This is a genomic window from Candidatus Omnitrophota bacterium (genome assembly GCA_041650805.1).
Taxonomy (GTDB): domain Bacteria; phylum Omnitrophota; class Gorgyraeia; order 2-01-FULL-45-10; family 2-01-FULL-45-10; genus JBAZKM01.
In genome coordinates this window covers 1-14,742 of record JBAZKM010000014.1, presented here as the reverse complement: position 1 = coordinate 14,742, position 14,742 = coordinate 1, and the positions used below count along the sequence as shown (strand labels likewise).

3 protein-coding genes are annotated in these 14,742 nt (G+C 53.2%); all 3 read right to left on the bottom strand.

The annotated features are described in order from the left end of the window. Positions 1–7: 7 nt before the first annotated feature. From WC515_08330 to WC515_08320, 3 genes are read right to left on the bottom strand one after another with little or no spacing between them, the layout of a single operon-like run. Positions 8–226: an ATP synthase F0 subunit C gene (locus WC515_08330; GenBank protein ID MFA5147368.1), complete on the bottom strand. Its 219-nt coding sequence runs from the start codon at positions 224–226 to the stop codon at positions 8–10. Beyond that, entirely contained in the window at positions 223–459 is a 237-nt protein-coding gene (locus WC515_08325; protein MFA5147367.1) for a hypothetical protein, read from the bottom strand. The genes WC515_08330 and WC515_08325 overlap by 4 nt, the downstream gene beginning before the upstream one ends. After that, positions 459–14,717, bottom strand: a complete 14,259-nt coding sequence (locus tag WC515_08320) for a hypothetical protein (GenBank protein ID MFA5147366.1) — start codon at positions 14,715–14,717, stop codon at positions 459–461. The genes WC515_08325 and WC515_08320 overlap by 1 nt, the downstream gene beginning before the upstream one ends. Positions 14,718–14,742: the final 25 nt, after the last annotated feature.

Genomic DNA, 14,742 nt, shown 5'->3' with positions numbered 1-14,742 from the left:
ACGACGGTCATACGGCGCTGAAGAGCTGGAATACTACCAGTATGGCGATTATCGCGAGGGCTTCGGAGAAGACGAGGGCAAGGATCATAGCTGTGAATATCTTTGGGGCGCTCGACGGATTCCTCCCGAGAGCGTTTATGCTGGCGTAACTGCTGGCGGCAAAGACCGCGCACGGACCCAGCATGCACAGGCCGAATATTATTATGAGGGCTATATTACGGCTCAATACTCCTCCTCCGCGATTATAGTCACGCTGTTCTGGTTGACCTTTATTATGCCCCTGTGTACGGGAAAACTCGCCTCATCTATAAAAAGCCGCCCGGAAACGAGGCGGCTCAATATTCGCTTGTGGAACGGCATCACTTCAAATGTGCCCTGTTCCCCCGGGACTATGACGCTCTTCGCCTTCCCTTCGAAGACGACACCCTTCGGGCTTAACATGGTGACGTCGAGGAACATTATCCATCCCGCTCTTTTCCCTTTGGCCCGGATTCATCCGGCCCCGCCTCCGGGAACGCGGCCTTCCTGGCTGCCGATATGGTATCCTTTGTGAGCTGGACCTGCCGCTGCCACGTGAAGAAGAGTATCGCCGCCATGAAACCTACGAAGGTTATTATGATGAATATCACCATCCATGTCATCGTCTTCGTCGGCTCATCCGCTTTTACCCTCGTCTTCGCGAGCATATCCGGGGACGGGGGTCCGCCTGCCGTCACCAGTATCTTCTCCATCTTGGCGATATCCTCTTTTATGCCCTGCAGTGTCAGCAGGTTCTGCCGGTAGATACCTATATGCTGCGACCGGCTTACCGACTCGTCGACCTGGTCCCTGGCTATGGTGTCGAGGTTCGAGTATATGGGATCGGCTATCTCCTTCGCCTTCTCATAGTACTCGGTCTTTTCCAGTTTGGACATTATCGTGCTGACACGATTCTTAAGATCGTTCAGTTTGTTATCCGGCACGACCCAGACGTCTTCCACCTCCACCTCGAAGGTGCGTATCTCGCCCGGCGCGAGCTCGATATTCGGTTTATAGACATAGTATATCGACTTTTCCGCGTCGTACTCCAGGTCAAGCCCGCCGGAGTCGAGGACGTCTTTCGGCTTTATCTCCTCGGGCATATAATTCTTTATATCCACCTTCTGCCTCTTGACCTTCGACGGGTTCGCGACTATGATCCTGAACCTCACGCTTCCGGTCTGGAGCGACGTCGACACGATCGGCGAATCGACCCCGCCGAACTTAGCCTCGAATACCTTGAGCAGGAGGTCCACGATGCTGTTTATGGAGTCGGTCTTCTTCCGCACCTCTTTTATCGTCGGGGATTCGCCCAGCGCCTCGCCCAGCATCTGTTTCAGGTCATACCCCTCTTCGCCCACCAGCTTCTTTAACCTCTCCGATATCTGGTTGACGGCAAGGGAGACATCCTTGGTCGAGGACCCTTCTTTGGCGGCCTGCATCGGGAGCGACTCGACCGACTCTTTCAGGTTCTTCAGTGTCATCGCTATATTGATATTATCGTTACTCACCACGACGGCCTCTACCGCCTTGATGGCGTCGAGCGCCTTCTTGGCGACGCGTTCCGCTTCGGGCGCGGCGGCTGCCAGGCCCGCTATCGCGGAGAGCGACGTCGACTCCACCATACCTGAGCCGGTGACCATACCGCCCGTGATCGGTTCGCTAACTATATAGGTGTACGCCTTACCGGCCGTGAAGCGCGAGTCGGCTATGAACTGGTAGGTATAGACGGCCGAACTCGATACCCTGATCACGCCGCTTATATTCGCCTCGGTAAGAGTGATCGTTATATTATTTGCGAGCGCCGATTGGATTATGTACTTATTATCCCAACTGTATATATCGAGAAGAGGGACCAGGGTTAAATTATCCGCCTCGGCAGGCCCCTGGATAGAGAGCGTCACGTTGTCACCGACCAGCGCCGGGTCAGGGGATAGGGCCCCTTTCCAGGAGAACTTCTCCGCGGTCGACTGCAGCTGGGCGGAGGCGGTCAACGCTTCCGCGCTGGCGTTCGTTATATTGAGCGCGCCTGATTCGAGCGATGTTATGGCCGCGTATGTGCGGTTCTCAAAAGAACCCAGGGTGGTATTTATCGAGTCCTGCATCTCTTCGGTCTTATTCTCGATGATCCCCGTCTGGTTCTCCATCATATCCTGTATCGTGATCGTCTGGTTCTGCATCGCGCCCATGAGGCTGGCATTTATATCACGGAGCGGGACGTCGATCTTGTCCATGATATTTTCGCTCACGTTATAGAGGGTGTAGGTTGGTATTATGTTCAGCATGAACGGCGTCCTGAACCTGCCGCCCGTCTCTGTCATTATCTGGGTGATGGCGCTGTAGGTATCGTTGACGCTCAGGTTCGTATCTTCCCATGTGATACTGAAGAATCCGGCGTCGCTCACGTCGGAGGTATTCAATTCCTTTATGAGCGTACCGTTGGCATAGTATATCTCAACCGTGCAGTTTGTCGCGATCGTATGGAATGTGCCGTTCTCGTCGCGCGCTCCGGCGATCGAACCGTCACGCACAAGATAGCTCCTGAAACTCACCTTGTCCGTCTCAGGTTCATATGAATACTCGGTCGTCGCCGACCATACGTGGACTATCTTCGATTCGAGGTATATGGTGTTGTTAGTATCGGTCGACACGGTGTAGTTGACTGTCGCCTCGCCGTAATCCTTATGAGTCCACGACGCCTCATGCGTACCATAGGGCGTCTTATGGAGTATCGGGTGGTCCACCGTGCAGCCGAGCTCCGTATCGTTCCAACCGATGGAGTCGTCCCTTACGGCAAGGCCGCCCGCTATAGGAAGACCCGTCAGGAAGTCCCGCAACGTCCAGTTGACATTGTAATAATCCATATCCAGATCGGGTGTATCCGTGTATACGGCAGAGTCGTTATAGTCGAGTATCCTGACCTTTATGGCTACCGGGATGGCGCTGTCATTTATGCCATAGACCACGAGCGGATCGGGGATCGTCCAGCTATACTCGTTGTAGCCGGGAGAACAGTTGATAGAGGCGCACGCGATGTCGCTGGTGTTGAAGTCATCCCTCGAGTATATTATCTTCGCCTTGCCTATCGACCCTGTGGTGTTCCATGCTATGGTGTGGGACTCCGACGTGACCCACCGCTCTCCTCCGACGGGCGCGGCGATGACGAACCCGCCCCTTATCTTGAACCCGGCGTCGGAGGTGTCATTTACCGTAGGGTCATTCGGGTCCTCCGCCCTTATGAATGTGCTGAATCCCGCGGTTATATTGTCCGGGACGATCCATTGACAGCTCCCGTTATTGTTGACGATACCGTCGACTACGGAGATCGTCACGTTCTGCGTGGCGTTGGTCCTGATCGTGACGGGGCCGCTCGTTATGCGTGTCCAGTTCGTCCCGTTATTCAGGGAATATAACGTCCTGAGGGACCCGACCGAGCTCCCGACAGGGTAGCCGGTTATGCTCTCCGTTTCGTTCTCTAGGAGCGTGATGATGCCGCCCGAATTGACCGAGATGTTGCCTTTTTCAAGATAGGTATTGTTATAGGTTTCGTTTATAGGGTCCCAGGTGCTGCCGTTATTTATGGAATACAATATCTTTGCCTCTGTGATGGAGCTTCCCGTAGGCACCCAGTTTATAGAGTAGGTAGACCATGCGGTGAGATTTTCGGCCCCGTTGGGCTGTACGACGGCGAACGACCCGATGAAGCTGAAGTTGCCGGACGACTCCGCGTAGACGGTAGAATCGTTGTAATCGACGATGCGTATCTTTGCCGTGGTCGTGCCGTTATCGGGCACTATCCAGCTGTAATTCGTCTGTCCGTTCGGTATGCTTGTATTATAGTCCGACTCGATCACATACGGGTCTGCCACCGTATATTTGAACCTCATATCATCCATCCCGGCCGTCGAGTAGGCGATCACCTTGACCCTGGAGATATTTCCCGTAGTGTTCCACACTATGGTGGAGTTATACCCGATCGGCCACCTGTTACCATCGACCGGAGCGCCGACGCTGAACGCGCCGCGGATCTTGAAGTAAGTATCGGAGGAGTCGGATGCGTCGGTATCGGCCGTGTCGGTCACCCTCACCTTCACGGTATCGGATATGTAGTCGGGTATCTGGGTATCGTACCTACCGACGTAGTTGGATGTGGAGTTGTTCAGGATGACGATGGAATTGTTGAAATCGTCCCTGGATATATCGACCTTGACGTTCGGGACGCTTCCGTTGTGGTCCCAGAAGATCGTGAAGTTATCGTTCACGGTATACGTCTCGTTGCCGTTAGGTGAGGTCACATTGATGAACCCGATTATCTTTGAGTTGTAGGGAGATACGTTGAATATGTCGCTGTGGTTCGTATTCGAGTCCTGTACCTTCACCCGGAACCCGGCGGTGATCGTATTATTTACGGACCAGTTATAGGTGCGCGTACCGTTAGCGGGACCTGAGTTATCGGCGCTCGAATTTATTACGTAGGTATAGTTGCCGCCCGAATCGATCGAATACGATATCTTCACATTGGCGAGATTCGCGCTTGTGCAGTTCCACTTTATCTGCTTTATCGTTGCGACCTGCCACTTGTCAAATTCTGAGCTGTACGGCGATATGACCTCCAGGCCCGGTATGATACTGAATTCGCCGGAGGTGTTATATGCCGCCATTTCGTCCTCAGGATATGTGATGCGCACCTTCACCGTCTCCGACAGGTCGTCCGGGACCATCCAGGTATAGTTACCGTCATTGGTGACGTTGTACTCTACCGAGTGGGTGCCGTTGGTACCGTTGAAGTCATTGGTAGAATAGTAGAGGTGCACCTTGCCGGTCGTATTGAGGCCCATCGAATCCCACAATATGTATGTTTCTCTATTCGCCAGGTACTTCTGTCCGGCCACGGGCGCGTTGACGATGAATTTCGGTATTATGCTGAAGGTGTCAGACGTATCGTTGACGGTCGAATCGGAGGTGTCCGATACCCTTATCTGGGCCTGGGCGCTCGCTATGCCCTGCTGGTTCGGGACGGTCCATGAGATACCGGTGTCGCCTGAGCCGCCTGAGGCATACGTTATGAACGTCCAGGAGGAACCATTATTGGTGGAATAACTGATGGTGACATTCGCTATAGACCCCTGCCGCTGCCATTTCACGGTATAAGATTCGTTGACAAGCCACTTATCCACTTCTGTGGGCTGCGTTATGGTGAGGTTACCGACGATCCTTACCTGCGGCGATATGGCGACGGGCACATTGACGGGGTCCGCGTTACGCGTTATCCTCACCTTCACGTTGGACGACAGGTCGTCCGGCACCGTCATCGGGAACGAGAGCTCGGAGGCCTCTATCGCATCACCCGTACTGTTCAGGATCGCGCTCCACGTGGACTTATACGTGCCGTCGTTCGTATTATACTCTATCTTCACCTTGTCGCTGGGCTGGTAGACGCCGGTCTTCGTCCAGTTGACGTAGTAAGTGCTGTTGACGACGAGCCGGTCATCGACGACCGCCGGATGCGTCATCGTTACGTTGCCCCTGATGAGGAATACGTTGTCATTGGTGTCGTTGACCGTGGGCTCCGAGATATCGGTGATCCTCACATACGCCTGCTTATTGTTCTTAACCGCGCTCTCCGGGACGGTCCAGTTGCTGAAACTCGTATTACTGGCGTCGGTTGAATTTATGACACTGAACCAGTTCGTCCCGGCATCCGGCGAATATTCGATACTGATATTGGCTATCGAGCCCGACCTCACCCACTGGACGGGCGAATTGGTGGGCTGTGTCCCGGCGACCCATACCTCGCTGCCGGAGTTCGGGTTTATGATCTCGAGCTTCCCTTTGATCTTGAACGACTCTGTCGAGGTATCGGTGACATCGGCCGACCTCGCGGGATCGGCGTCGGATATCCTTATCTTGGCGGTTGCGGTGAGGTTATCCCCGACCGTGATATTATGCGAGTGCGAATCACCGCTTGAGCCGGTATCGACCGTCGCGATGGTCCAGGTCGTCGATTCGTTGATGAAGGCGTTCTTCGAGCCTTCTATCTTTACCGACGTCCAGGTGCCGGTAGGCTTCCACCTTATCTCCTTCTGCGTGCCGTAGATCCAGTCGGGTTCGCCAACGTCCGGTTTTTCGAGGACGAGTTTACCCAGGATCGTAAAATTATGGGCCGAGATGTTATAGACGTTGTTCGGGTTCCCGGCGTCCACGATCTTGACCCTGACATTGGAACCGATCGAGTCGTTGACCTGCCAGGAGTATATGGACGGGGTCGATGAGATATTCATCGTTATGTTGTTCCACGGCCCGTTATCCCCTTCGGTCGAATAGTACAGGTTCACGAATTGGACGGCTCCGAACTTAGTCCAGGTTATATTATACGGCTCCCCTACCCTCATCGTGATATTGGCCGCCGAGGGCGTATTGAGGACGACGGCGCCCTTTATCGTAAAGTTGAAGTCATTAGTGTCTTCGGTGAGCGGCTGGTCAGGATCATATACCATTATCCTGGCGCCCGTCGAGAGCTGTGTGCTGTTATTTATGAACCATGACCACGAACCGGTGCCGTTCGTATAGTTCCCGGCCGGGACACGGCTGACCACCTCTGTCCAGTTGGTGCCGCCGTTCGCTGAGTACATTATGGTAATGTTCTGTATGGGGCCTACGAATGACCATGAGATATTGTAACTCTGGCCCACCTCCCATGATTCGGTGCCGTTATTAGGCGCGGTTATAGTCACATTGCCCCTTATGGCGAATTCCGGAGTCGATTCGTTGGAGTTATTGGCATTTATCGGGCTCTCGATCTTTATCTTACAGACGTCCGATATGACGTCGTCCGGGACGTGCCATCCCGTATATCGCTGGTTATTCGACACGTTGTACGCTATGATCGAGTAGTCCGTCCCGTTATAGAACCAGAGGTTGACCTGCGGTATGGCCGACGGGCTCTTCCTCGTCCAGTTGATATCTATGGTAGAATTGGCGACAAGCGTTATCCCGTTCTCCGGATATGTGATATCGAACTTTTCGACGAACCTGAAGTCGGTGTCCGACATGGCGCTCGTCACATTCTCATTGGTCGAGTCGGTCACCTTTATCCTGGCCGCGTTCGTCGCGATAGCGGGAACGTCAAAACTCGTCGAGGTGACATTCGAGGCATCGCTCACCGACTTGCTGAAGTTCCACGGTCCGGCCGACCCGTTGACGGAATAGTAGATATTTATCGTCTCCACGGCCTTGGCGGTCCATACAACGTTGGAGCTCGAGTTAGACAGTATCTCCCAGTTCTGCGTCCCGCCGTTGGGCTGACCCAGCGCGAGCTTACCGACGATATTGAACGTGCCGGACATATTGGTGATGTTGGAGTTCGTGCTGTCATAGATCCTGATCTTGGCGCTGGAGGTCCTTACAACCGGCACCTGAGGCCAGGTGTAGGAACCGTTGCCGCCCGAGCCGGCGGTTATATTGGTATTTATATTGGTCCAGTTGGCCCCGCCGTTGGTGGAATAATCTATATTGACCTTGTTGAGCTGATTTCCCGTGTAAGTCCAGTTTATTGAAGTGTTGCCGGATTCAACTTCAACGTTCTGTCCGGTATGAGGTTCGGTTACAACAATAACGGGATTTATATGGAACGTCTGGTTCGACGTATCTGTCACTTCGCCGGTGAACGCAACCCTCGCGTCGGATACCTTCACGAGGCAGAGTTCGCTCTTCTTGTCCGGTATCGGTGTCCAGTTGAATGAGTTGGTGCCGTCCGTGCCGTTGTGGCTGTTCGGTATATCGGTCCAGTTGCCGCCATTATCAGTGGAATATTCTATCTTGACCGGGTTGACCGTGCCTGTAGCGCTCCATATGATCTGCCTGTTGGTGTCGCCTACGTACCATGTTTCGTTACCGTCCGGCTGAGTAACGAGAATACCGCCCTTTATCTTGAAGAGATCGTCGGATGTATCATTCACCTCGATAGAGGCATTGCCCGTCTGTGTGATGACGCGCACCATGGCGGTGGACGTTATATCGTCGGGTATCGTCCAATTGGCATTCTGCGTCGTGTTATCGGTGCCTGCCGACTTAAGGGCAAATTCCGACCAGTTGGCGCCGCTATTGTTGGAGTACTCCAGTTTCACATTGCCCGGATAGGTGCCGGTCGGCTTCCACTGGGCGACCTGCTGGGTGCCTTTAAGCCACGACTCATTCCCGTTCGGCGCCAGGAGCTGCATGGCGCCCTTTATCGCGAACGTATTATTGGACGTGTCGTTCACGACGACGTTATCCTGGTCCTCCACCTTGACGCTCAGGTTATAACCTATGGAGTTTGGTATCGTCCATTGATGTGTGCCGGCGCCTGCGCTCAGGTTATCCTGTATGATATACGGGTCCGGGAACGTCTGGCCGCCGTCGGTGGAGTATCTCAGGCGCACCTTCGTCATACCGCCGAACTTCTCCCAGGTTATATTATAGACGGATGAACCGTTATAGCTGAGGACCAACCCAGAGCTTGACGGCGTGAGCAGATTGAGGCGGCCTCTCAGCTCAAAGGTATTGTTCGAGATGTCGCTAACATTATTCTCATTACCGTACTCCGCTACCTTTATAAGGGCGGTGGTGCTTGTGGTCGTGCTCAGGTTTATGGGCCATGTCCATGTCTGGTTCGAGGCGTTGACCGGTGAAGGCGTCACCTTCGTCCAGTTTGAACCGTTATTGTGCGAATAGTAGACGTCGACGAGAGATATATTCCCTTTTATCGTCCAATTCACGTTCTCGTTATCGCCTACCTGCCAGCCCTCCGATCCCGTATTAGGCCTCGTCACGCTTATATTACCGCGTATTATGAAGGAGCTGTTACTCGTATTATAACCATTGGGATTGTTCGTATCCGTGATACGTATCAGGCAGCCATTAGACAGTACGCCGCCCGGGACAGGGTCCCACGTGTAATTACCGCTATTGACCGTCGTATTATTACCTCCCGGGACGACATAGCTCCAGTTCGAACCGTTATTGGTCGAATACTGCAGTATCACGTAATCGGTTGTGTTCAACCCTTTGGAGGTCCAGGTGATGTAATAGCTCTCGTTCGCTATGACCACGTCGTTATACTCCGGATGAGTTATATCGAAATCTGCGGTCAGGTTGAACTGGTTCGAGGTCGAGTATACTATAGACGGATTGGCCATATCCTGGACGCGCACTATGACGGTATTGTTGGCTATGGTGGCGTTCGGGATGGTCCAGTTGTAGGACGATGAATTTGCCGCGTAATTGTTGGTTATATTCGTCCAGCTCGAGCCGTTATTCTTCGAGTAGCTTATATTGAGGAGGTTTATGGCGTAAGATGTCCATGTGATTATATTCGACGTCGAACCTATCCTCCAGTTCTCGCCGCCGGCCGGGTCATTTACCTGGAGGCCGCCGACTATATTGAATGTGGCCGTGGAGCATGTGACATTGTTGTTGACGGTATCGAAAGCCCTTATTATGGTGTCGTTATCGCAGGTGACATCGGGGACCCTCGGCTGCCATGTGTAATTGGCGCCGTACTCGACCGGCACGGTCTCTATATTAGTCCAGTTCACTCCGCGGTTCGTCGTGTACTGTATGCTGACATTGTCTATCTTCGTGCCGGTAGATGTCCAGCGTATGGCGGTATTAGCCGAGTGCGCTATGACGTTCTGGCCGGAGACCGGCTGTGTCATATTTATATACGGCCTTATCTTGAATACGGCGTTGGAATCGTCGGTGACAAGGTCTTTGTATATGGTCCTGTTGTCGGAGACCCTGATAAGGCACGTCTCGCTGTTCTCGTCGGGTACGGTCCACGAATAGTTATTTAGGCCTGTCGAGCCGGTGACGGTGTTATTGATGAGCGTCCAACCCGAACCGTTATTGACGGAGTAGGATATGTTGACCGGCGTTACGGTACCTTTGGCGAGCCACTGTATGTTATTCGTTTCGTTGTAATACCACGTCTCGTTGCCGTCTGGCGACTGGACCGTGACATTACCTATTATGCTGAAGTTGGCGTCGGATGAATCAGTCACGTCTATGGAAGAGGCATTCTCCTGGGTGGAGATCCTGACCTTCACCGTATTGGCGATGTCGTCGGGCACGGACCAGTTGTACGTCTTCGTCTCATTATCCACGCCTGCCAGGACGCTATAGTTTCCTTTCCACGTCGCGTTATCGGCAGAATACTGTATCAGGAGCGGCTGTATATAGGAGCCTTTCGTCTTCCATTGTACGGCGTAAGAGGTATTGACCGTCCAATTCTCGCTCCCGTTCGGCTGGAGCACCTGCATGCTCCCCTTTATGGCGAAAGGATTATCCGATATGTCGGTGACGTTGGCGTTACCGGTATCCATGACCCTCACTATGAGGTTGGTCCCTATGTCGTCGGGGATCGTCCACATATACTTCGGCGCGGCGGCGGAGGTGCTTGAATTTATGATCTTCGTCACACCGCTCGAGTTATCATAGGTGAGGTTCACGTTCACTATGCCGCCGTATTTGGTCCAGGTGATATTCGTAGTATTGGTCCCCGTATATGTCCAGACGATGTCGCTCGCGCTAGGATAGGTGAGGATGAGCTTGCCCAGCATCGTAAAGGTATTATTCGACGCGTCCCATGTATTCGCCTCGTTATTGGCGTCGGTGATGTTGACCAGCCCCAACCCTTCGCATATCGTCACGTTATTGAGGTCTATATCCCACTGCCATGAACCTGTCGCGGCGTTAACGCCCGCCTGGAGCTGGGTCCAGTTCGTACCGTTATTGTAGGAATAGTAGATGTTGACGGTCGTTATATTGCCCTTCTTCGTCCAGGTTATATTGGTGGAGTTACCGAGCTGGAGGTTCTCAAAACCGTTCGGTGAAGTCACCGTTATATTGCCCCGTATGTAGAAGCTTGAGTTCGAGTCATCCGTCGCGTTGGCGTTATTGAGGCTCGTTATCCGTACATAGCAATCTTCCGACAGGACATCTCCGGGCACGCTCGTCCAGGAGTACGGCGAGTTGCTCGATGTCGAATTATTTATCGGCAGCCACGTGGCGTTCCCGTCGGTCGAATATTCCAGTTTCACGTTGCCTGTATAATTGCCGACCTTGGTCCATGTTATGCTGGACGAGGACTCCGCTATCAGAGGGTCGCCGTTCTGCGGATGGATTATCGTGAAGTTCGGTATCAGGGCGTATGTGGCGTTCGAGGTGTCGTTTATGGTGGTATTGGACACATCCTCTATCAGTATGAGGGCGCTATTCGACGTGACAGTGTTATTGGCGATAGTCCAGTTAAAGGACTGGTTCGAAGCGCTTATATTCTGCGCGCCCGGTATGCCTATCCAGCTCGACCCGTTATTTATGGAGTAGGATACGTTGACCTTGTTTATGGACGAAGCGTTCCATGTTATTTCATATGTATCCCCCGCCTTCCAGTTCTCGGTGCCCAGGTTGGGGGTCGTGATCATCAGTTTGCTGACCTTGAACGGATTGTCGGAGTAACCGGATACATTCGCTTCGTCGGCCGTATAATTGACGCTTATCCTGGCCGCTTCCGATGCGGCGGTCGAGGCGTTCAATGTCCATGTATAGCTACCGCCGGAACAGTTGACGGGACTCGGGTTTATCTTCGTCCAGTTCGTACCGTTATTCGTCGAATAGTATATATTGACGGCGGACATATTGCCCTGTTTCGTCCACGTTATCGACTGGTTGGTGCCCACCTTCCAGTTCTCGGCGGCCTCTACGGGCCTGGTAAGTATGATCTTCCCTTTTATGGAGAAACTTGAGTTGGAGGTGGAATTGACCTCCGGCTTACCGGGATCGCTTATCCTGATAAGACACGTATCGGAGAGGATAGTGCCGTCCACCGAGACCCATGTGTAGTTGGCATTATTATCCACCGTGGCATTGGCGTCCACGTTACTCCAGCTGCCTCCGCCGTTAGTCGAATACTCCAGCTTCACGTAACTGAGATTGGTGCCCGTCTTTGACCATGTGATGTAGTGGGTATCTTCCGCCCTGAAGATATCTCCGTATTCGGGATGGAGTATGTTGAGATCGGGCGTTATATTGAATGTGGCGTTGGATGCATCGCTTACGTTATCCGGATTTGACGTATCCTGTATCCTTATGAGGGTCAGGTTGGACACCGAGAGGTCCGTCGGTATATCCCAGGTGCATGTCGTATTGGTGCTCGTATCGAAACTGTTATTTATATTGAACCAGGTGGAAGCATTATTCAGGGAGTAGCTTATGTTCAGTGTCGAAACGGCGTACCTGGTCCAGATGATCTGCCTCGACGAGCCGGCGGTCCAGTTCTCTCCGCCGTTCGGCGAACTTATCATAAGGGAACCTACGATGTTGAAACCGTCGGAAGTGTTCGTTACGTTCGCGTTGTCGACATCATACACGCGTATCTTGGTGGTCGTGGAGGTGGTGGTGGGGACCTCCGGCCATATGTAGTTGGAGCCGTTCGATACGTTAACCGTGGCTATATCGGTCCACGGGGCGGTGCCCGTCAGGGAGTATTGCACCTTAACGTTGGCGATAGTACTGCCTGTGTAGTTCCACCGTATGGGCGTATTGCCGGAGTGGGCAACAACGTTCTGGCCTGAGACCGGCTGGGTGACGCTTATCACGGGACGGATAGAGAACGTGGCGTTCGACTGGCTCGTGACGAGCGACTGGAATATCGTCCTGTTATCGGATACCTTTACTATGCAGAGCTCGGAGTTATCGTCCGGGACGGTCCAGTTGTATATATTGAGTCCGGGGTAGCTCGTGACCGTATTATTGACTACTGCCCAGTTCGATACGCCCGAATCATTCGAGTATTCGATCCTGACAGGGAAGGTACCTTTAGAGTTCCATCTTATCTCTCGTGACTCGTTCACATACCAGGTCTGGCCTCCGTTCGGCTGCGTAAGAGAGATATTGCCTATTATCTTGAACGTGCCGTTGGAGCCGTCCAATACGTCTATGGTGGAAGCGTTCTCCTGCGTCACCGCCCGCACCCTCGCCTCGCTCGATATGTTATTGGGTATCGTCCAGGAGAGGTTCTTCACCTCGGCGTCGCCGCCAGGCATGACCGTATCTATGTCGGTCCAGTTGGTCCCGTTATTGTCGGAGTACTGGAGTAATATCGGCTGTATATAGGTACCGGTCGTCTTCCACTGTATCGTCTGGGATGTGTTGACCGTCCAGTTCTCGTTGCCATTGGGTGCGATCAGGAGTATGCCGCCCTTTATGGAGAAGGTATTATTGGAGTCGTCGGTGACGTTGGCGTTACCGGTATCGATGACCTTCACTTTGAGCTGGGCGCTTATGTCGTTCGGTATCGTCCAGTTGAGCGGGCTGGCTGTGGCCGATATGTTCGGCGCTATGATCTTACCGTCGGGCCACGTCTCGCCGGAGTCGTTGGAGTACCTCACCTGGACGTACGATATGCCGCCGTACCTGGTCCAGCTTATGTTGGTGTAACCCGGATAGCTCAGGACGATGCTCGCGTTAGTAGGATTGTCCAGCTCGAGCCGCCCTATGACGCTGAACGTCTGGTTCGAGATGTCCCACGTATTGGCCTCGTTATTCGGGTCGGTGATATTTATCCGGCACTGCGTCGAGGTGGTCGTGTTGAGCTGCATGTCCCATTGCCAGCTGCCGGTGGCGTTCGGCGATGAGGCACCCGCCTTAAGCTGGGTCCAGTTGGCTCCGTCATTCGAAGAGTAGTAGATATTGACTGTGGTGATATTTCCTTTGCGCGTCCAGGTTATATTAGAGGAGTTACCGACCTGCAGGTTCTCGTCACCGTTGGGGCTTGTGACGGTGATGTTACCTCTTATATAGAACCCTGCGTTCGACTCATCGGTGGCGTTGGCATTGGCCAAGCTCGTTATGCGGACGTAACAATCCTCGGAGAGTATGTCCCCCGGTACGGCCGTCCAGGTGTAGGGCGAGTTGCTCGATGAAGAATTATTTATGGCAACCCATGTACCGTTGCCGTTCACGGAATACTCCAGCTTAACGTTACCGGTATAGTTACCTGTCTTAGTCCAGGTCATATTGTACGGGTCCTCGGCTATGAGGGCTATTCCGTTCTGCGGGTTGGTGATGGTGAGGTTAGGTATTATGGCGAATGTGGCGTTCGATGTGTCGTTGACCGAGGTGTTCCCCGTGTCCTCGGCGAGCACGAGGACGTTGTTAGAGGTCATGATGTTGTTGGCTATCGACCAGTTGAATTCGCTATCGCCTGCCGTCAGGTTGTCGGCTCCGGGTATCATCGTATAGGACGAGCCGTTATTGAGAGAGTAGTATAGATTCACGTAATCGATATTGGCGGAGGTCCATGTTATCTTGTACGTGGAGTTCGCCTTCCAGTTCTCGGTGCCGTTATTGGGGCTCGTTACGGTGAGGCGTATGACCTTGAACGGGTTCTCGGACGAGTCGGATACGTTCGCTTCATCGGCGGTGTAGTTGACGCTTATCTTCGCCTGGGTCGAGGCGTTGGTGCTCGAGTTGAGGTTCCAGGTGTAGTTGCCGCCCGCGGCGTCAACGGGGTTCTCATTTACCTTCGTCCAGTTCGTCCCGTTATTGGTCGAGTAGTATACGTTGACCGTGGACATATTCCCCTGCTTCGTCCAGGTGATCGACTGGTTCGTATTGATCCTCCATATCTCCGATGCGTCATTGGGACGGGTGAGGGTCACCTTACCCTTGATCGGGAATGTGGCG

Excerpts from the sequence above, each read along its gene's own strand:
- WC515_08325 (MFA5147367.1), bottom strand. The coding sequence starts at position 459 with ATGTTCCTCGACGTCACCATGTTAAGCCCGAAGGGTGTCGTCTTCGAA.